Source organism: Acinetobacter sp. ANC 5600 (genome assembly GCF_002018395.1).
Classification (GTDB): Bacteria; Pseudomonadota; Gammaproteobacteria; order Pseudomonadales; family Moraxellaceae; genus Acinetobacter; species Acinetobacter amyesii.
The window spans coordinates 169,700-188,772 of the sequence record NZ_MVKW01000005.1 but is presented as its reverse complement, the minus strand read 5'-3'; the positions used below and the strand labels follow the sequence as shown (position 1 = coordinate 188,772).

The window sequence follows — 19,073 nt, the reverse complement described above, 5'->3', positions numbered from 1 at the left end:
TAGACAGGCACATTGGAAATAAAACTATAAACGATATTTGATTTTTACCGTATCGTTTTGCATCAATGCCGCTTTATGTTCTTCAATATGTTGATGAATAAGGTGTTGGACAGATTCGTCTTTAAATCCGGCAGCATAACCTTTGACAATAATAATGCTCGGTAAGCTAAAAAATAGGGTACGAGCGTTTTCTAAACTCGGATCAGGGAAAACTTGATGTTCGATCAGCAGTTGCTGAAAAAATGCCTTTTCATTTTGCACGTTTAAAGACTGAGTGTCTTCCCAATAGCTTTGACGCATAGCCATGAGGTTATTGTGCTTATAGCTCATTGGAGCTCCGCATTTAAAATTTAACTGTTTGTATGGGGATGATTTTAAGAAAATAAAGCTTAGGATCAAGTACAAATTGCTAAACAATTGAGCTTGAATTGGTTTTTATTCGTAATTTTCATCTATTTGGTTTTATAAAATGCTGAAGAAAGACTTAAATTACACATTTCATTTCAGCGAATGTATCAGACCTCATATATACGGTTATGAAATACTTTCAAGCGGTGAATAATGCCGTATTTTTATTATAAATAGCATCAAAACAAGGTATCATAGGGCGTTTAAAAAATTATGAACTGGAGACGCCTTAAGTGGATCGACCGACTATTAGCCCTGAACATTTACAGGAAGCAGCTGAAAACCTATCTACAATTCGTGATTATATCCGCTTTGGGGTAACAGCTTTACGTCAATATGATGCCCACTTAGGACAAGGTACAGAAGACTATTTTGCTGAAAGCTCAGCATTGGTTTTACAAACGTTATCTCTAGATTGGAATGCAGATGCGGAAATCTTAGATGCGAAATTATTGCCAAGTGAAGTTGCAGAATTTTTAGCATTGTTAGAACGTCGTATTAATGAAAAAGTTCCGACGTCTTATTTACTAAACTTGTCATATTTCTTTGGTAAGCCATTTTATGTCGATGAACGTGTACTGATTCCACGTTCTCCAATTGCAGAGTTAATTGAAAACCGTTTTGCGCCATATTGCTTAGGTGAAAATGGCGAAATGGGTGCTGCGGTTAATAATCTACCTGAAAATGCCAATCCAAAAACTCCTCAGCGCATTTTAGATATGTGTACGGGTTCAGGTTGTATCGCGATTGCTTTAGCTTATGCATTCCCAGATGCTGAAGTTGATGCAACAGATTTATCTAAAGATGCACTTGAAGTGGCGCAAATTAACTGTGAACACCACAATAAACAATATCAAGTGGCTTTACTCGAGTCTGATTTATTCGCCAAAATTCCAGCAGAAAATCAATATGATTTGATCGTGTCGAATCCGCCATATGTGGATGCTGAAGACATGGCAGATTTACCAGAAGAATTCCACCATGAACCTGAAATGGCGCTTGCTGCGGGTCAAGATGGTTTGGATCTTGTGCGTAAAATGTTGGCACAAGCTGCAGATTACCTGACTGAAGATGGCTTAATTGTGATCGAAGTGGGTAACTCAGAATGGGCAATGCGTCAAAACTTCAATACCGTTGATTTTTACTGGTTACAGTTCCAAAAAGGCGGTACAGGTATCTTTGCATTGACTGCTGCTCAATGCCGCGAATACCGAGATTTATTCATTCAATCTGTTCAAGCATAAGGAGTCGTTTGACATGGCCGGTAATAGTATAGGGCAACTCTTCCGTGTAACGACTTGTGGTGAATCTCATGGCGTTGGTCTGATGGCCATTGTGGATGGGGTTCCACCGGGTATTGAACTGACTGAAGCCGATTTGCAAAAGGATCTGGATCGTCGTAAGCCGGGCACATCTAAGTTTGCGACTCAGCGTAAAGAACCCGATGAAGTTGAAATTATTTCAGGCGTATTTGAAGGCAAAACAACCGGTACATCGATTGGTCTTTTGATCCGTAACACAGATCAAAAATCAAAAGATTATGGCAACATTGCGCAAACCTTCCGTCCGGGTCATGCAGACTATACGTATACACATAAGTATGGTTTCCGTGATTATCGTGGTGGTGGCCGTTCGAGTGCTCGTGAAACTGCGATGCGTGTTGCTGCGGGTGCGATTGCTAAAAAATTCTTGTTTGAGAAATTCGGCATAGAAATTCGTGGTCATGTAACCCAAATTGGTACCGAAAAAGCAGAGAAATTGGACTGGAATGAAGTTCCAAATAACCCATTTTTCTGTGGTGATGCAGATGCTGTCCCACGTTTTGAAGCTCTCGTAACTTCACTTCGTGCACAAGGAACGAGCTGTGGCGCAAAACTGGAAATTATTGCGACGCAAGTGCCAGTAGGTTGGGGCGAGCCTGTATTTGATCGTTTAGATGCAGATATTGCACATGCCATGATGTCCATCAATGCCGTAAAAGGTGTGGAAATTGGTGATGGCTTTGGTGTTGCCGAGCAGTTTGGTCATGAAACCCGTGATGAGTTAACTACGGATGGTTTCTTGGCAAACCATGCTGGCGGCATTTTGGGCGGTATTTCGAGTGGTCAGGACATTCGTGTTGCGATTGCTTTGAAACCAACAGCTTCCATTACTACGCCGGGTAAAACCATTACGATTAATCGTGAAGATACTGATGTGTTGACCAAAGGTCGTCATGATCCTTGTGTCGGTGTTCGTGCAACACCAATTGCAGAGGCGATGTTGGCAATTGTGCTCATGGATCACTTCATGCGTAACCGTGCACAAAATGCGGATGTTGTCGCTCCATTTGCTCCAATTGAACCCAAGTGAGGAAACAAAGCGCTGCTTTGTTTCGAACGCGGTTGGTGAGTAGCGTTAGCGAGTCACAGTGGATAAATAACAAAGCGCTGCTTTGTTCCGAACGCGGTTGGTGAGTAGCGTTAGCAAGTCACAGTGGATAAATAACAAAGCGCTGCTTTGTTCCGAACGCGATTTGGTGAGTAACGTTAGCGAGTCACAGAGGATAAATAACAAAGCACTGCTTTTTGTTCCGATGCTGTTGGTGAATAGCGTTAGCAAGTCACACTGATGAGCACATTGCTTTAAAAAAACCAGACAATTGTCTGGTTTTTTTATTTCAGTAAAATAGGCCTATGAAAATAAATAGCTAAAAAATATGAATATAAGACATGCTTTACTTGGTGATATTCAGCAGCTCGAAAGCTTAATGAATATAGCCTATCGGGAGAATCATCCCAAGAGTTGGACCACAGAACATCATATTGTTCGAGGAAATCGAATAAATGTCTCTCAACTCAGTCAACTCTTACAAAAAAAGGATTTTCATCTATATGTGATTGAGTCGGAAAATACACAGATCAAGGGGTGTATTGGTATTCAAATGCAGGGAATGAGCTGTGAAATTGGTCATTTTGCAATTCACCCAGATGAGCAAGCTCAGGGATTAGGAAAAAAATTATTGCAATTTGCAGAACAACAAGCGATGTTGATTGAACCCAATGTTGAAGAATTTGTCATGTATGTGATTGATCAGCGTTTAGAATTAATAAAATATTATCAACGACGTGGCTATAAGCTAACAAATGAAAATCAAGCCTATCCTCTTCATCTAGAGGTAGGTCAACCGATTTGTGAACTTACAATTAAACAATTAATTAAACGAATAAAATAAAGATCATATGATGTATTTGATCAATTTATAAAGCGAGATGAATAAAAAATCCCAAAAGAAAACATACACTAACTTTTGGGATTTTTATTTTAGACTGTTTGAGCTTAAGAATAAGCACGTAAAAATAGTCGGTAGGCATCTAAAGATTTTTGGTTTTTTAACATATAGTGTGCGATTTCACCTTGGTTGGTATTCATTATCACAGCAATATTTTTTGCGTCCCGAAATTGTTTAAGCACAGCATCTGGGATCATCACGGTATTAGAAGAATCAATCACATTTGAATTATCTAAGCGACGATAATTTGTTTGACCAATTGCAGGATAAGACAAAACTTTGCCGTCAATCACAAAAGATATTTCACTCATATCAAGCTGCTGTTGATCATAAGAATGCAGTGAAAGTGCATACTCACCTTTGTTTTTTTGCCAATCAATTGCAAGTTCAGGACATTTTTGCCCAGCTTCACATAGTAACTGACCCCGAGTAATGGTTCGTTGGATCACTTTGCTGTTTTCAACGGTATTCACACCTTTTAGCTTCAAGGTTCTTGTTTCAGGTTTATTTTTAGGTACGGTAATACAACCCGTGAATAGTAGGAGTGTAAATCCTAGAACTAAATAATTTTTCATGCGTATTTCCATGTTAGCGTTATTTTTATGAGCAATATTTATTTTGGCGCATATTCACACAGAAAAAACAAAAATACATCACACTTTTCTAGTTTTGTTCGAGCACTGCTTTGATATAAGTAGTGGATATTAAAATAAATAATATTTTTCAATGATGTTAAGCGAACTTCATAGAAGATTGGATAATTTAAGCAGGATCTGTGATTTTGCGCTATCTATCTGCTCGGGATTGGTTTGTCGAGATAATTGGTCACGTGGTTTTTCACCTAAAAAATATTTGATCCGTTCAGCATTTGCACCTGATGGATGGGGAAGTCCAGCTAGAATCTGTTGATCATTAAAATAGCCTAAGCTGCTTACATAATTTAAAACCTCATCTACACCTTTGCCTAGCGGGATATAAATTGCGTTCGGAAGCTGTTGAACCATAGGAATAAAATAATCATCAATATGTTGTTTTAATAATTCATTTTTCAGCATTGGGGGCGTTGAGCCAGCATAATTTTTTCCATTGACCAAAATGCATTGCTGTAAAACCGAGCACATTTGCACCTTATCTTGATGATTGCTAAATAGCTCAGCAGTGGTCTGTACGCCTAATTGATTGTGTAATCCAATATGATCTAGCAGTTGAGTTAAATTTTTACGAATAGGGCCGCTAAAAGCGCCACTATTCTTGGCAAGTTTAAGAATGTTTTCCTCAGATACTTGCTGTTCTAAGCCGTCCTTTGCTGCGATTAATGCATTACGCCATTGTTGCTGGCCTGGGCAGATGCCGACGATAACCACTTTTGCATCATGATTTATGGCCTCGAATGGTGCATAAAAACTTTGAACAGGCCCCAGAGTCTTAAGAAGGAGTAAATCACTTTGGGTTAATTCTTCAATAGCATGTGTTTTGATCACAGATGCGTAGCGAGAGAAAAGCGTAGAATCCGACATAAAACTTCAATCTTTCTAGTTATAAATTTCATTTAATATTTTAAACCTTTATTTTAAAGATGAAGTATTTAGGTGTAGGAAAAATGATTTTAAATTTATAACCTAACAACTTAAATCGATATAAAAATAATATTTAACAATATTGACCCAAATAGGACTTGAGATTTGGTACAAATATTGCTCATATCTAACTAAGGCAATATCAATAAGAATGCGAAATAAAAAACGAAAGGATGATTGCAGGAGAGAAGCACAGATTGTGCTCGCCGAAGGAGCAAGTTCCCCCAGGAAACTCTCAGGCAAAAGGACTGTAATCATATAAAAAATCTGGAGAGAAGTAGGCCAGATCTACTCACCGAAGGGGAAAGTTCACATTGCTTCGCAAGGAACCAAAGCTCTCAGGTACCAATGACAGATGGGGCGAACATAGGAAATATAATTTCCAAGGAGCCTATATGTGTCATATTGTTGTGATTGGTGCAGGTATTACTGGGGTAACGACAGCTTACGAACTCGGATTACTCGGCTATCGTGTCACTGTGGTGGATAAACATCTTTATCCTGCAATGGAAACGTCGTTTGCCAATGGTGGTCAATTATCAGCGTGTAATGCTGAAGTCTGGAACCAAAAAGCAACGGTGGTGAAAGGCATCAAATGGATGTCACAAAAAACCGCGCCATTATTATTAAATCCAAGTTTTAATCTACACAAATATTCATGGCTCTTTGAGTTTATGGGACATATTAAAGATTATCGTGAAAATACTCACGAGACTGTACGTCTCGCATTGATGGCACGTCAGCGTTTATTTGAAATAGCTGAGCATGAAAACTTACAGTTTGATTTAGAAAAACGCGGCATTTTACATTTCTTTCATAATCAACATGATTATGAGGTAGCGACTCAAGTTAATAATATGCTCTGTGAGGGTGGCTTAGAGCGTCATCCTGTGACATTAGCTGAAATCCGTGATATTGAGCCTAGTCTGAGAGGTGAATACTATGGTGGTTTTTATTGTCCGGGGGATGCCACTGGAGATATCCACAAATTTACAACGCAGCTTGCTAAAGCAACAGAACGCTTTGATGTGAAATATATGTGGGGTTTTGAGGTGACTGACTTTGAACACCATGCAAAAGGTGTCAATGTTCAGTTAAAAGCCAGTGATGAAAATATGGAACATCCTGATGCTGATACCATACTTGAAGCAGATGCTGTGGTGGTCTGTGGTGGCGTAGGTAGTTATGAACTTGCGCACAAACTCGGTGATCGCGTAAATGTGTATCCAGTAAAAGGATATTCAATCACCATTAATTTAAATGATGAACAAAGTCAGGGCAATGCGCCTTGGGTAAGTCTGTTAGATGAAAGTGCCAAAATTGTGACTTCACGCTTAGGTGCAAATCGACTCCGTGTTGCAGGTACGGCAGAGTTTAATGGCTATAACCGAGACATTCGTGCAGATCGCATTCAGCCCTTAATTGATTGGTCAAATCGTAACTTTAACCTATCAACAGAACATGTAGTACCGTGGGCGGGTTTACGACCAATGATGCCCAATATGATGCCAGTAGTGCATGCAGGTAAGCGAGATCATATTTTCTATAATACAGGGCATGGTCACCTTGGATGGACTTTATCTGCGGCAACAGCTGCAATGATCAGCCAGCAAGTGCAGCAAACACATCCGATTTAACTGACATATTTTAGACATCAAAAAAGCCTCAATGTTGAGGCTTTTTTGTATTTTTCTAAGTCATTCGAATTTGATCTTAATCATATAAGCGATAAATCCCTGCAAAACGTTCACAGCCTTTTTGTTCGGTTTTTACTGAGAGTAAGGCTTTACTGTAATTGAACTGATATTTGCAGTCGTGTTCATTATCGGTGATTTGATTTTTTTGTTCGGGTGTTGTGTAAGCTAAAAATGGAATGGTTTGTGTTTCAACTCGATTGTTCGGATTACGATAGGCAATGCCTTCTATTTTGATGCTGTCTTTGCCTAGTTGATGTACCTTTAAATGTACAGGTGATGTCGCAAAATGACCATTTTCAAATTTCAGATAATGCTGCGTTAAACTTTGGTTCATTGAGGTATAAATATTCAAATCTTCATGGCGAAGCTCAAATTGTTGTTTAAAACACTCCAAGTTTTTGCATTGCTGAACTCGGCTATACCATAATTTTTGCGTATCTATCAGTAAGCGTATTGGGGCATCGGTAATCAACTGCGCTGTTAAAAAAAGCCCATCTAGCTTTTCACGTTGTTCTTCAAAACCGTTAGAACAGTAATTTTTTTTTGCCTGAGTATTGGCATGATCACAGTCTATCTTTTCTGCATGCGTAAACGTCGCTAGGCCAGAACCTATTAGCAGAACCAGTCCGAATTTTTTGATGATATTTATTTCAGTTTTCAACAGCATGATCGCTTATACTTTCACTATGTTGCGCTTGCCCACACTATAGCGAAATAGAAAGCGTGAATACAAGATTTCAATCATTATTTTCTCAAGGAACTCAAGCATGATAGCTCAAATTCGTATCGGTCAGGGCATGGACGTACATGCATTTGAAGAAGGTGACTTTGTAACGCTTGCTGGTGTTCAAATTCCACATACACATGGACTCAAAGCACATTCAGATGGTGATGTGGTATTGCATGCGCTTTGTGATGCATTGTTAGGTGCTTTGGCACTTGGAGATATTGGTCAGCATTTTCCAGATACAGATCCAAAATTTAAAGGTGCCGATAGTCGAGTACTTTTAAAACACGTCTACCAAATGATTTTAGATCGTGGATATGTACTTAATAATGCTGATATTACCGTGGCTTGTGAGCGCCCTAAACTAGCAAAACATAATTTAGAAATGCGTCAAAGTATCGCAAATGTTATGGATGTTGAAGTCACACAAATTAGCATCAAAGCGACCACCACCGAAAAATTAGGGTTTACCGGTCGCCAAGAAGGTATTCTTTCTACAGCAACTGTACTGATTTCTCACGCAAAATGATCTGGATGGATCAGTGCATGTTGTAAATCTTGAGTTGCCTTACGGCCTTGAAGTTGTAAGGCAACCGCATGGATTAAACCTGTCCATGTTTCATTGGGTTCCCAAATTTGATGCATCAAATCTTGAGCCTTTGGCATATCAACATCCATATAGTATTGACGATATAAATACATCAAACTGCTGACACGGAAGTTTTTTGCACAGTGCAGCCAAACCGTTTGACCTTGAACCAAATGGTCAATCATATCGAGTACTAAAAGGCATTGATCATCTGAAGGGGTATCCCAAGAGATTGGAACTTGGATGTAGTTCAGGCCTAGATCTAGGCAAATGCGGTCTTCATGCTCGATATGATTGGATGCATCAGTCAGTGCTAAATTAATAACCGTTGAAACACCATATTCTTTGATCGTTTGAAGCTCAGAAGGAGATGGTTGACCGGACGTTAATAAGTGTTCATGTATATATTGGAAGTTTTCAATGTGACTTAACGCATTTTCGATTTCATTCATCTGACAAATAATCCTTCAAAGTAAAACGCCATCTTGAAGATGGCGTTTTTCATTCACTTAGCGTGTCGGTAACACGTCTTTAAGTGCTTCATGCATCTCTAACAAGACTTTTTCAGTCGTATCCCAATCGATACAGCCATCAGTCACTGATTTACCATATTCGAGGTCACATAGGTTGGCAGGAATATCCTGACGACCACCTTTTAAGTGACTTTCTACCATAATACCCACGATTGACTTGTTTCCGTCAAGGATTTGTTCAGTAATATTTTTCAGAACAAGGGGTTGTAGGTACGGGTCTTTGTTTGAGTTTGCATGACTGGTATCAATCATGATTTTGCCACTAACTTTTGCTTTGGCTAATGCCGCTTCGGCATCTGCAACTGAACCTGCGTCGTAGTTTGGTTTACCGTTACCGCCACGAAGTACAACGTGTGCATATGGGTTACCACTGGTACGAATAACAGAAACTTGACCTTGGTCGCTTAAGCCCAAGAAGCTATGACCATGTTTAACAGATTGCATGGCATTGGTCGCAACGGTTAAACCGCCATCTGTACCATTTTTAAAGCCCACAGGTGAAGAAAGGCCAGAAGACATTTCACGATGTGTTTGGCTTTCAGTGGTACGCGCACCAATCGCTGACCAAGAGATAAGATCTTGGTAGTACTGTGGTGAGTTTGGATCGAGCGCTTCAGTTGCACAAGGCAAACCTTTTTCATTCAATTCAAGTAAAAGTTTACGACCAATACGTAAGCCTTTTTCGATGTTGAATGAGTCGTTCATGTCAGGGTCATTAATCAGACCTTTCCAACCCACAGTGGTACGTGGTTTTTCAAAATACACACGCATCACGACATAAATCGTATCTTGGATTTTGTCACTTAAAACTTTTAAACGGTCAGCATAATCATGTGCAGCGACTGTGTCGTGAATTGAACATGGACCAATGACAACAAAAAGACGTTTGTCATTTCCATCTAAAATATTACGTACAGTTTCACGGCCCTTAAGGACTGTTTGATAGGCAGTTTCAGTCAGAGGTAGCTCTTTTTTTAGTTCTGCAGGAGTAACAAGAGGCTGAATGCTTTTTACATTCACGTCATCAATGTCGTTTTGGGTAATAGAATTTGACTGTAAAGTATTCATTGCCGTCACTGGTTTGATTATACAAAAGGTTGTTTCGTGAGCCGAATATAACATGAATATAGCATTCAAATGTTATAAAAAAGATCAATAAGTCTCTGAAAAAAAAGTGATGAATCGGGCAGTTAATTTAAACCTGCTGACTATTCACCGTCGGTGCGATCAACATTGCAGTTGTTGGTTTTTCGACAGGTTTTGATTTTACTGGATTAATGATGAAATTCATGCCTAAAACAAACAAGGTAATGCCTAAGACTTTACGAATGACTTTTTCAGGTAAACGTGAGCTGATCAAAGTTCCGACCACAATCGCGGGAATAGAACCCACCAATAACCAACCCAATAAATGAAAATCGACATTACCTGAGCTCATATGACCCAAGCCAGCAACCAGTGTAAGAAGCACGGCATGTACGACGTCTGAACCAATAATTCGAATCATTGGTAAATTAGGGAACATGAGTACCAATGCCATAATACCGAAAGCACCTGCACCAACAGACGATAGGGTAACGAATACGCCTAAAATAATGCCCATGATGATGATATATGCACGCTTATTTTTAGCTTGGAAATTGATACGTTCAAGATCCGCACTCATATCATCCAACTGATCAGTTTTTCGAAATTTATTAAAGAATTTTTCGATATGACCACGGAAAATAATTGAGATCCCTGTAATCGTCAGCATAAAACCCAAAAACATGGTTAACACGGTTTTGTAATGTGTCGATTGGCTTAAATAGTTTTCAAGTACCCAATGGGTCGCAAATGACGCAGGGATACTGCCGACTGCAAGCCAAATGACAATGGTCCAAACGATATTCATTTTACGGGCATGGACTAAAGAACCACAAAATTTTGAAATTGCGGCATACAGTAGGTCTGTACCGATCGCAATGTGGGGTTCAATTTTATATAGGCTAATCAGGATCGGGGTCATCAATGAACCACCGCCAACACCGGTAATACCTACGCAGAAACCTACAATTACACCTGCCAGAATGAACTCTAAAGGACCGACCATCGCTGAATGCCAAATATCAAAAAACGTGCATATCTTATGACTAATTGATATAAGTCGTTGTCTCGATTAGTGATTTGCTTGTGAAAAAAATAGATAAAGAATGTTTTTAATTTTGGAATAAATGAATTTTATCTAAACTAAGTTATTGATTATGGTTTTCTCAAGTAGTTAATAGTTCAAATGGAGATTATGCTGCAGTGAAATCATGTATTTAGAATATAAGGTGATGACTATCTGAAATGCATATCTAATACCAAAAAACGCACCGTAGGTTTATTTTCCTAGTCTTTAATTAGTTATTTATCGATATATGCGACTGTGAACTTAAAGTCCATTCCTGCAAAATCTATACTCCTTAAAAAGATAAGGTTTCGCCATTATTCGAATATGAGTAGAAGGACACTAACTAGACATTTTAAACATGCGTCAGAACTACCTATTGTCACATGGTCAAATAATGAAAGACTGCGATGTGGGGCTGAATTGCTCGAATTGACAGATTATTCAGTTGATAAACTTGCGGAAAGCACGGGTTTTAAAACCGCAGTACTATTTCGTAAATTGTTTAAGAGTAAATACGGTAGAAATCAGAACCATTGGTATAAAAATTTTTAGTTAGTAGCTAAGCACAGTGAGGAATATTTCTAAAATGGTGAATTAAAGCTGTGCAGCTTTTTTCAGGAAATCTATTAACTTTGTGAAGGACTCGTATAGAATCTATAGCTAAAGAAAATTGAGTTAAAAGGACAGACTTTTGCAAAATCGGAAACTTAAAATTGGCATCGTGGTTGGGGAAGTATCCGGGGATACATTAGGCGCCAAGCTTATCCGTAGTTTTCGAGAGCAAGGGATCGATGCGGAATTTGAAGGCATCGGTGGTCCGCAAATGATTGCAGAAGGCTTTAACAGCTATTATCCGATGGATATTTTATCGGTGATGGGGATCGTTGAAGTCTTAAAAGATATTAAAAAACTCTTTGCTGTACGTGATGGTCTTGTTGAAAAATGGACTGAAAACCCTGTCGATGTTTTTGTAGGGATAGATGCACCGGATTTTAATTTGCGTTTATCTAAGAGCATGAAGCAAAAACAGCTACCAATTAAAACAGTGCAATATGTCAGCCCTTCAGTGTGGGCATGGCGACAAGGCCGTGTGCATGGCATCAAGGCGAGTATCGATTTAGTCCTTTGTTTATTTCCTTTCGAAAAAGCATTTTTTCAAAAATGGCAAGTTCCGGCTGCATTTGTCGGACACCCATTGGCAAGTCAGTTGCCTTTAGATAATCCACTCGTTGCGGCTAAACACGAGTTAGGCTTAGATGAGCATCAAAAACACATTGCATTACTTCCGGGCAGCCGTCGCGGTGAAATTGAGCGTTTGGGGCCTTTGGTACTGTCCGCCGCACAGATTTTGACGGAGCAGCATCCAGACTATGTGTTCCTGATTCCTGCAATTAATGATGCACGTAAACAGCAAATCGAATTGTTGCTCAAGCAGTACCCTGAAGCATTACAAGCCAAAGTTCGCTTGATGGAAAACACCGATACCGAATCTAAAATTGGCCGTCAGGTGATGAACGCATCGAATATTGTCGCATTGGCTTCGGGTACAGCGACTTTAGAAGCGATGCTTTTACACCGTCCAATGGTGACCTTTTATAAGTTAAATTGGTTGACCTATCATGTGGTGAAATTGCTGATCAAAATTCCGTATTATTCATTGCCAAATATTATTGCGGGCAAAAAGGTGATTCAGGAACTCATCCAACATGATGCAACGCCTGAAAAATTAGCAGCAGAAATTGAAAGCTTGATGGATGTTGAAAAATCGCAAATTCAAGTGATGCAGCACATCACCATGCATAAACAACTGCTTTCAGGCAACAGTGAAAACCCTGTGGAAGCGATTTTAAAGCTTTTAGATTAAACCTTTAAGGTGACTCAGTTTTTGCGAGTTGATGCTGCTGTCGATACTGGCTCGGTGTGAGATCATAAAACTTTTTAAAAGTTTGGCTAAATGCCGTTTCAGATGAGTAACCGATACGATGGGCAATTTGCTGAATAGTCAGTTGCCCCATTTGTAAGTGCTGTGTCGCCAGTCGCAAACGATGTTGCTGCAAATAGGCGAGTGGAGATTCACCGAGCATTTGGGTGAATAAACTGGCAAATTTAGAACGCGACATACAACATTGTTCTGCCAAACTTTCGACGGTCCAAGCATGCTGTGGTTGTTCATGAATCGCGGCCAAAGCGTTGGATAATTCAGGATGACTCAAGGCATGCAACCAACTGCTTGAATCTGACAAGGCTGCAATATAATCACGCACACATTCGATAAATAAAATACTCACCAAATGATCCAAAATTTTGTCGCGGCCTGGACGGATCTGATGCGCTTCAATTGCCAGAAAATGTAAGCCAATTTGCAACCATTCAGGTGCGGTACTGCTCATGATATGTGGTGTATGTAACAGCGTGGGGAGTGCATTCACTAAGGGCTTTGCCATAATGCTGTCGACATGCCCACGGATCGCGAGTACAAACAATTCCTCTGCTTCATGAGATTCGGCAGAATTTAATTCAATGGTTTTATTTCGCTGCTCTTGAAATAGTGGCGTGATGTTTATTGATTCGACCAAGACATCAGGCTGTATAGATTTGCAGTAGTGGTTTTGCCCGGAAGGAATAAGGCAAAGATCGCCAGTCTCAAGCAAAACCTGCTCTTGATCTATATGCACAACACACTGACCTTGAATCACCACATACGCAACCATGGCATTGTGATCTTGAAAATGAAAAGCCCAAGGATGCTTTGATCTCAAATAAATATATTCAGATCGGTGGAGATGAATATCATCAAAAATTTTACTTAAAGCATCCATATTTCAAATATTTACTCATATTAATTTTGTATTTATAGATGGTCACTATGTGCTTAAAGGTCAACATTTATCCTTAAATGCCAAAGACGATCACATAGTTTTTTTGGACGCTTAAAACTGTTCTGGCTGCCCATATTTTACGAATATAAACACAGAAGAAGTAATTAGGGAAGTCTAGCGCATGAATGCACCAGTAAAATTAAATGAACAGCAGCTCGCTCAGTTAGAAAGCAAAATCGGTAGTGTTTTAGATAAAAAACGTTATGGTTGGCTATTGAGTCCAGGTTTACCAGTCATTGGTATGGGGATCTTGGCGGGTTATCATTTTGGTCCCAAACCGACAAAAAAACTATTTGCCATGGGAGGGCCGCTTCTACTGCATGTCATTATTCCTGCACTGGATGCACTGATCGGTGATGATGCCAATAACCCGACAGATGATGACATTAAAGTTTTAGTGAATGATCCTTATTATGATCGTATCGTCAAATTATTTATTCCACTGCAAATGGCAGCGAATGCTTTTGCTGGCTATGTGGTTACCCGTAAAGATGTTTCAATACTAGATCAAGTTCTACTTGGGATTTCGATGGGTGCAATTAATGGCGTCGGTGTAAATACAGCACATGAACTCTGCCATCGACCACATAAAAAAGACCATTATTGGGCACATGCGACTCTCGCGCCTTTGGGTTATAGCCATTTCCGCATTGAACATCCTTATGGGCACCATAAACGTGCGGCAACTCCTGAAGATCCTGCATCTTCAAAAATGGGCGAAACTTTTTATGAGTTTTGGCCACGCACTGTATTTGGTGGAATTAAATCGGCGGTGCAGATTGAAAAACAACGCTTAAAACGTAAAGGTTTAAGTTTCTTTTCGAAGGAGAATGAACTGTTTCATGGTTGGACGATGAGTGCAGGTTTTCATGCCTCGATGCTGAAAATGTTTGGTAAAGGCGTGACACCGTATTTAGTTACACAGGCCTTTTATGGAATCAGCCTTTTTGAAATTATTAATTATATTGAACATTATGGCCTGAAGCGTGAGCAAAAACCGGATGGAAGTTATGTGCGAACCATGCCTGAACATAGTTGGAATAACAATAATATTGTGACCAATCTATTTTTGTATCAATTACAGCGACATTCAGACCATCATGCATATCCGACTCGTCCATTTCAGGCTTTAAGACATTTTGACGAAGCGCCAGAGTTGCCTAGCGGCTATGCCACTATGCTAATTCCTGCTTTAGTCCCCTCTATTTGGTTTAAGATGATGGATAAACGGGTCTATGATCACTATCAAGGTGATTTAACTAAAGCCAATATTCATCCTAAACGTCGTGCAAGTATTTTTAAAAAGTTTGCAATTTCAGTTGTTTAAGTCGAATACCTGATGAGAAGAATCCCAAGCTTGTTTGCTTGGGATTTTTTTATTGTGTGTATTATTAACCGATGCTACGCAGTAACATCAGAAGCGCACGTTGATTCAAATAAAAGAACGATACACGGTAACGTCATCCGCAATTGTTTGAGACAAGACTTATTGTAATCAAAAATGTTTCTGCGATACTTTGAATAATTTGACGCTAGTAAACGCGTTTTGTCGGTGAGGTGCATTGCACCGCAAGATGGTTTCCTTGCGAAGCTTCGCTTCTCATTTTGCCGAATGAGAAACAACGTTTCGTAAGAGTATCTCCAGCCGAAGGCTAATACCTTTATTCAATCTTTAGATGTAAGACACCGTCGCATAAACTTAAAAATCATTTTTAAAATGTGAAATTAATTCTACATACGTAACATCAATTAAAATCCCAAATTTTCTATTTGAAACTTAGTCACTTTTTAAGACCACCAATAGCGCAAAATATGGAAAAAAATCGGTGCAGAAAAGCAGATGGAATCAATTCGGTCGAGCATGCCACCATGGCCTTGGATGAGTTGTCCCCAATCTTTTACACCACGATCGCGTTTAATGGCTGACATGACAAGACCACCAAAGAAACCGAATATACAAACAATAAAACCAATACATGCAGCCTGTAGATAGCTAAAGGGTGTAAGCCATGACATAGCAATACCTAGTGCAGTGGCTAAAGCAATGCCTCCGATTAAACCCTCAACGGTCTTAGATGGTGAAAGTATCGGTGCGACTTTATGTTTTCCAAATAGCTTGCCACAGACATATTGTAAGACATCGGAGGCTTGTACCACCATGATCAGCCAGATCGCTAGCCAAATTTTTTCACCTTCAAATCCGGGAAGTTTAAGATTTAATAGCGCAGGCACATGCGAAATACAGAATACGCTGATCATCAGACCCCATTGAATTTTTGAGCTACGTTCCAAAAATCGCGTGGTATCTTCGGCTTTGAGTGTAGCGATAGGGATAAGAAGAAATACATACAGCGGAATAAAAATAGAATATAGCCCGTACCAGTCGATATACACCAAGTAATACTGGTAAGGGATGACAAAATAAAAAGCGATCAGCAACGGAAGATAATCACCGCGACGGGTTGGGAGTAAACTGATAAATTCACGTAAAGCAAAGAGTGAAATCAACGCAAACAGGATCACAAAGGCAATTTTGCCTAATGAAATTGCTACACCAAGTACCAACAACATGACCCACCATGCATTGATCCGCGCATTTAAATTGTCGATGACCGGTGCTGGTGCATAACCCGCTTTAAATTTTAGTATTGAGCCAATGGTTGAGGCAATAATCAAAATAACTGCAAAGATACCGAACAATACATAGGTCATTTGCGCATTGGTGAATTCCATTATTGATACTCCCATGCTTTTAATTTGAGTAATTCTTCCTGAGCGTAGTTTAAAAACTCAGTTTTACTCTGTTCATTATGGGCTTCTAAAGGTTTGCCAAAAATAACGGTAGATAATAATGGCAATGGTATAAGCGCGCCTTTAGGCATGACACGTTTTAAATTAGAGATCCACACAGGCACGATTTCAACATCAGGAAATTGATTTTTGAGATGAAATAAGCCGCTTTTAAACTCTAATAATTCAACGTCATCATTTAAATTTCGAGTACCCTCAGGAAAGAAAATAATTGAGTCACCTTGCGCTAAAACGGTTTTGATCGGTTCTAAGGGATCTTGATTTTGCTCTCGATTTCGCTGAATAGTGACGCCAGTAAACGTGTCTTGAATGAGAAAACGTCGAAAGCCATCTTTTAACCAATAATCCGAAGCAGCTACAGGACGCGTCTTTCGTCTGAGATCTGTCGGCAGTGATGACCAAAGCAAAATAAAATCGATATGGCTATTATGATTTGCATAATAAATACGCTGTTTCATAACCGGTTTGCACCCGACCCAGAGACTCCGCGCGCCCGTGAGCAGCCGCGCACCACGACGAGTGAGAAAGGCAATATAGCGAGCAATTGAACGGCTTAAAAAATTACCTTTCATTGGTGAGTGAGCATTCCCTGAAGTGTCTATTGGATTTGGCATGGCTTTAAATTATTGTGAATTATTTATACAGTAAAAATATGCAGATGAATGCGATGTATTGCAAGCAAAGCACAAAGATCTGCCATTTAAATAAAGCCAGACAACCTAATTCACGCAGCTCCCATGCGCGACCACATTTATTTGCAGGCATTAATTTTAAGTTGATTAAACTTAAGTCCAGCTCCTTGGTGGTTTGTTCAAGGTTTTGAGTTTGGCTGTATTCAGCGACAGTGGCTAAAAGTGCCGAATCAAATTTGATTCTCAGGCTTAAATAATGTTGTATTCCGAGCAAAACTAGACAAATTAATATATATAGCAAATCGAATAGCATCACATTGCCAAACTGGATGATGAGCGAGAGCGTGAGGATCGCTGCTACATAAGCTGAAATGAGCAATCCAGTGGTGGATTGTAACAACTTTGATAGCACCACAAGTTGTAAATTCATGGTGCAAGTCCTTTAAGTTTTAAACGATAAGTATTTAAATGTTTTATTTGCGGTGTTTTAAGCACAACCCAAGGACGGTTATGGCGAATAATTCGTAAAACATCTTCGACTGAATATTCAGGATGTTGTTTCAATAATAATGCGGCAACTACAGCACTACTTCGTGAATATCCCAAAGCACAGAAGACCAAGATGTTTTGTGCTTCATCATTGTTATTAGATTTCAAGAATAGTTCTAAAGACTCTACAGCATTATGTAGCTGATTGGCCTGTAAAGGAATTAGGTCTAAACTCAAGTTTTGGGCATAAGAGCACTTTGGATAAGTGGGCAATTCTGCGCAACAATCGAGTAAAGCATCATATTGTTGCATGACCTGTTTGGACGGATAGCGACCTAAATAAATATAACTCTGATTGATTTTGATGATTTTAGAATCTTCAGGATGGCGATAGGTCCAGATTCGGCTATTGATCCAAGCAAATACAAAGTAGGGCGCGAATAGCATTTTTGCAGCAATGGTCATATCACCATGACTGAGTTTTTGAAAAAAATGCGGTCGATTGAATAAATATGCAAACGAAACTAAAAGCAGACTGCTTGCAGGATAGAGCAGCCAAAGCCACCAACCTTTTGCATGTGCGATTGCGCTACACAATAAGGCAGCAAACAGATAAAGGATGCCGATTTTAATGTGCTTTAAGCTTAGACGACTCTGTATATTTTTAGCCCATGGCGCAGAGCCAGACATTGGGAATAGCCATAAACATAAGGCACCGACCAATAAACCCGTTGGGATATCTATAAAATGGTGCTGCCAAGTGGTTAGAACCGAGAGACCGATCAAAAAGGACCAACCATCTACCAGATATTTTAGCTTGCCTGTGCTATGCCGACGGTAAAAATCCCAAAGTATCACCAGTAGTACAATGTGCAGAGAGGGTGCTTGATTGAACGGTTTATCAAAACCCATCAAGACATCAAACCACAACCCGAAAAAACCTGTGAGTTCGGGGCGTTCAAAGCTAAAGCGTAATGGGAAAAGTAAAAAGCAGCTGATTGAAATGATTTGTGCTGAGAATAGTCGCAATACATGTTGTTTTAATTCAAACTTATTCCAACAAAGTAATAAAGACAAACCATAGAACAGATCAATCGACCAATAAGGCACAATACTCCATGGCCAAAGTGGAATATATTTTTCCCATTCAAAGACGATAACAGGTACAGACGCTAAACCCGCAGCGTATTGGTTGGCAAATCCATAACTTAAGAAGAAAAAAGGTGCCAGAAATGCCAAACACAGTAGGCCGTATTTCCAAGTTCCTGTATCCGTATCCAGTTTATGCATAAGATTGACCATCCA

The 19,073-nt window shown here is 39.5% G+C and carries 20 protein-coding genes and 1 riboswitch; of the genes, 8 read left to right on the top strand and 12 right to left on the bottom strand.

The window, feature by feature from the left end; all coding sequences use genetic code 11:
• Positions 1-24: 24 nt before the first annotated feature.
• On the bottom strand, positions 25-330 hold the full coding sequence (locus tag B1201_RS12790) for a hypothetical protein (protein ID WP_078193872.1): 306 nt from the start codon (positions 328-330) through the stop codon (positions 25-27).
• A gap of 311 nt (positions 331-641) precedes the next feature.
• Here B1201_RS12790 and prmB point away from each other — a divergent pair, with 311 nt between their 5' ends.
• The 3 genes from prmB (at position 642) to B1201_RS12775 (ending at position 3,622) form a co-directional block, all read left to right on the top strand.
• Complete coding sequence (prmB, locus tag B1201_RS12785; RefSeq protein WP_078193871.1) at positions 642-1,652, top strand: 50S ribosomal protein L3 N(5)-glutamine methyltransferase; 1,011 nt, start codon at positions 642-644, stop codon at positions 1,650-1,652.
• Between the two features lie 13 nt (positions 1,653-1,665).
• Positions 1,666-2,760, top strand: coding sequence for a chorismate synthase (gene aroC / locus B1201_RS12780; protein ID WP_078193870.1), 1,095 nt, complete (start codon positions 1,666-1,668; stop codon positions 2,758-2,760).
• A 346-nt stretch (positions 2,761-3,106) separates the two neighbouring features.
• A complete protein-coding gene (locus B1201_RS12775) occupies positions 3,107-3,622 on the top strand; it encodes a GNAT family N-acetyltransferase (RefSeq protein WP_078193869.1) in 516 nt (171 codons plus the stop codon).
• A 104-nt stretch (positions 3,623-3,726) separates the two neighbouring features.
• Here the strand turns inward: B1201_RS12775 and B1201_RS12770 are convergent, their stop codons facing one another.
• Both B1201_RS12770 and B1201_RS12765 read right to left on the bottom strand, forming a co-directional pair.
• Complete coding sequence (locus B1201_RS12770) at positions 3,727-4,254, bottom strand: hypothetical protein (RefSeq protein ID WP_078193868.1); 528 nt, start codon at positions 4,252-4,254, stop codon at positions 3,727-3,729.
• 168 nt (positions 4,255-4,422) lie between these two features.
• Positions 4,423-5,196, bottom strand: a complete 774-nt coding sequence (locus B1201_RS12765; protein ID WP_078193867.1) for a hypothetical protein — start codon at positions 5,194-5,196, stop codon at positions 4,423-4,425.
• 230 nt (positions 5,197-5,426) lie between these two features.
• A riboswitch (glycine riboswitch) is annotated at positions 5,427-5,517 on the top strand.
• A gap of 134 nt (positions 5,518-5,651) precedes the next feature.
• Between B1201_RS12765 and B1201_RS12760 the strand changes: the two genes are divergently transcribed.
• Complete coding sequence (locus B1201_RS12760) at positions 5,652-6,893, top strand: D-amino acid dehydrogenase (RefSeq protein WP_078193866.1); 1,242 nt, start codon at positions 5,652-5,654, stop codon at positions 6,891-6,893.
• A 76-nt stretch (positions 6,894-6,969) separates the two neighbouring features.
• Here B1201_RS12760 and B1201_RS12755 read toward each other — a convergent pair whose 3' ends face one another.
• Positions 6,970-7,620 carry a hypothetical protein gene (locus tag B1201_RS12755; protein WP_078193865.1) on the bottom strand — a complete coding sequence of 217 codons (651 nt, stop codon included), beginning with the start codon at positions 7,618-7,620 and terminating at the stop codon, positions 6,970-6,972.
• A 100-nt stretch (positions 7,621-7,720) separates the two neighbouring features.
• On the opposite strand from B1201_RS12755, the gene ispF reads away from it, so the two are divergent.
• A complete protein-coding gene (gene ispF / locus B1201_RS12750; protein ID WP_078193864.1) occupies positions 7,721-8,209 on the top strand; it encodes a 2-C-methyl-D-erythritol 2,4-cyclodiphosphate synthase in 489 nt (162 codons plus the stop codon).
• Here ispF and B1201_RS12745 read toward each other — a convergent pair.
• From B1201_RS12745 to B1201_RS12735, 3 genes are all read right to left on the bottom strand, one after another.
• On the bottom strand, positions 8,197-8,721 hold the full coding sequence (locus B1201_RS12745; RefSeq protein ID WP_078191020.1) for a protein tyrosine phosphatase family protein: 525 nt from the start codon (positions 8,719-8,721) through the stop codon (positions 8,197-8,199). The genes ispF and B1201_RS12745 overlap by 13 nt on opposite strands.
• 57 nt (positions 8,722-8,778) lie before the next feature.
• On the bottom strand, positions 8,779-9,870 hold the full coding sequence (locus B1201_RS12740) for a 3-deoxy-7-phosphoheptulonate synthase (protein WP_143221612.1): 1,092 nt from the start codon (positions 9,868-9,870) through the stop codon (positions 8,779-8,781).
• Between the two features lie 127 nt (positions 9,871-9,997).
• A complete protein-coding gene (locus B1201_RS12735; RefSeq protein WP_078193863.1) occupies positions 9,998-10,894 on the bottom strand; it encodes a sulfite exporter TauE/SafE family protein in 897 nt (298 codons plus the stop codon).
• Positions 10,895-11,281: 387 nt separating this feature from the next.
• Here B1201_RS12735 and B1201_RS17315 point away from each other — a divergent pair, with 387 nt between their 5' ends.
• Both B1201_RS17315 and lpxB read left to right on the top strand, forming a co-directional pair.
• Complete coding sequence (locus B1201_RS17315; RefSeq protein WP_078193862.1) at positions 11,282-11,509, top strand: helix-turn-helix domain-containing protein; 228 nt, start codon at positions 11,282-11,284, stop codon at positions 11,507-11,509.
• A gap of 139 nt (positions 11,510-11,648) precedes the next feature.
• Entirely contained in the window at positions 11,649-12,821 is a 1,173-nt protein-coding gene (lpxB, locus tag B1201_RS12725) for a lipid-A-disaccharide synthase (RefSeq protein ID WP_078193861.1), read from the top strand.
• Positions 12,822-12,825: 4 nt separating this feature from the next.
• Here lpxB and B1201_RS12720 read toward each other — a convergent pair whose 3' ends face one another.
• Positions 12,826-13,776 (bottom strand): AraC family transcriptional regulator, encoded by a 951-nt coding sequence (locus B1201_RS12720; RefSeq protein ID WP_078193860.1) that lies wholly within the window; start codon positions 13,774-13,776, stop codon positions 12,826-12,828.
• A 181-nt stretch (positions 13,777-13,957) separates the two neighbouring features.
• On the opposite strand from B1201_RS12720, the gene B1201_RS12715 reads away from it, so the two are divergent.
• A complete protein-coding gene (locus tag B1201_RS12715) occupies positions 13,958-15,163 on the top strand; it encodes an alkane 1-monooxygenase (RefSeq protein WP_078193859.1) in 1,206 nt (401 codons plus the stop codon).
• Positions 15,164-15,624: 461 nt separating this feature from the next.
• Here B1201_RS12715 and B1201_RS12710 read toward each other — a convergent pair whose 3' ends face one another.
• The 4 genes from B1201_RS12710 to B1201_RS12695 all read right to left on the bottom strand — a co-directional run bounded on the left by B1201_RS12710 (position 15,625) and on the right by B1201_RS12695 (position 19,058).
• On the bottom strand, positions 15,625-16,569 hold the full coding sequence (locus B1201_RS12710; RefSeq protein ID WP_078193858.1) for a phosphatidate cytidylyltransferase: 945 nt from the start codon (positions 16,567-16,569) through the stop codon (positions 15,625-15,627).
• Positions 16,569-17,219 (bottom strand): lysophospholipid acyltransferase family protein, encoded by a 651-nt coding sequence (locus B1201_RS12705; RefSeq protein ID WP_078193857.1) that lies wholly within the window; start codon positions 17,217-17,219, stop codon positions 16,569-16,571. Before B1201_RS12705 ends, B1201_RS12710 begins: the two co-directional genes overlap by 1 nt.
• 61 nt (positions 17,220-17,280) lie before the next feature.
• Positions 17,281-17,709, bottom strand: a complete 429-nt coding sequence (locus tag B1201_RS12700; RefSeq protein ID WP_078193856.1) for a hypothetical protein — start codon at positions 17,707-17,709, stop codon at positions 17,281-17,283.
• Entirely contained in the window at positions 17,706-19,058 is a 1,353-nt protein-coding gene (locus B1201_RS12695) for a phosphatase PAP2 family protein (protein WP_078193855.1), read from the bottom strand. Before B1201_RS12695 ends, B1201_RS12700 begins: the two co-directional genes overlap by 4 nt.
• Positions 19,059-19,073 lie beyond the last annotated feature (15 nt).

Excerpts from the sequence above, each read along its gene's own strand:
- B1201_RS12715 (WP_078193859.1), top strand. The coding sequence starts at position 13,958 with ATGAATGCACCAGTAAAATTAAATGAACAGCAGCTCGCTCAGTTAGAA.
- B1201_RS12705 (WP_078193857.1), bottom strand. The coding sequence starts at position 17,219 with ATGAAAGGTAATTTTTTAAGCCGTTCAATTGCTCGCTATATTGCCTTT.
- B1201_RS12765 (WP_078193867.1), bottom strand. The coding sequence starts at position 5,196 with ATGTCGGATTCTACGCTTTTCTCTCGCTACGCATCTGTGATCAAAACA.
- B1201_RS12720 (WP_078193860.1), bottom strand. The coding sequence starts at position 13,776 with ATGGATGCTTTAAGTAAAATTTTTGATGATATTCATCTCCACCGATCT.
- B1201_RS12735 (WP_078193863.1), bottom strand. The coding sequence starts at position 10,894 with ATGGTCGGTCCTTTAGAGTTCATTCTGGCAGGTGTAATTGTAGGTTTC.
- B1201_RS12745 (WP_078191020.1), bottom strand. The coding sequence starts at position 8,721 with ATGAATGAAATCGAAAATGCGTTAAGTCACATTGAAAACTTCCAATAT.
- B1201_RS12775 (WP_078193869.1), top strand. The coding sequence starts at position 3,107 with ATGAATATAAGACATGCTTTACTTGGTGATATTCAGCAGCTCGAAAGC.
- B1201_RS17315 (WP_078193862.1), top strand. The coding sequence starts at position 11,282 with ATGAGTAGAAGGACACTAACTAGACATTTTAAACATGCGTCAGAACTA.
- B1201_RS12710 (WP_078193858.1), bottom strand. The coding sequence starts at position 16,569 with ATGGAATTCACCAATGCGCAAATGACCTATGTATTGTTCGGTATCTTT.
- ispF (WP_078193864.1), top strand. The coding sequence starts at position 7,721 with ATGATAGCTCAAATTCGTATCGGTCAGGGCATGGACGTACATGCATTT.
- B1201_RS12760 (WP_078193866.1), top strand. The coding sequence starts at position 5,652 with ATGTGTCATATTGTTGTGATTGGTGCAGGTATTACTGGGGTAACGACA.
- B1201_RS12770 (WP_078193868.1), bottom strand. The coding sequence starts at position 4,254 with ATGAAAAATTATTTAGTTCTAGGATTTACACTCCTACTATTCACGGGT.
- aroC (WP_078193870.1), top strand. The coding sequence starts at position 1,666 with ATGGCCGGTAATAGTATAGGGCAACTCTTCCGTGTAACGACTTGTGGT.
- B1201_RS12790 (WP_078193872.1), bottom strand. The coding sequence starts at position 330 with ATGAGCTATAAGCACAATAACCTCATGGCTATGCGTCAAAGCTATTGG.
- B1201_RS12695 (WP_078193855.1), bottom strand. The coding sequence starts at position 19,058 with ATGCATAAACTGGATACGGATACAGGAACTTGGAAATACGGCCTACTG.
- B1201_RS12755 (WP_078193865.1), bottom strand. The coding sequence starts at position 7,620 with ATGCTGTTGAAAACTGAAATAAATATCATCAAAAAATTCGGACTGGTT.
- B1201_RS12700 (WP_078193856.1), bottom strand. The coding sequence starts at position 17,709 with ATGAATTTACAACTTGTGGTGCTATCAAAGTTGTTACAATCCACCACT.
- B1201_RS12740 (WP_143221612.1), bottom strand. The coding sequence starts at position 9,870 with ATGAATACTTTACAGTCAAATTCTATTACCCAAAACGACATTGATGAC.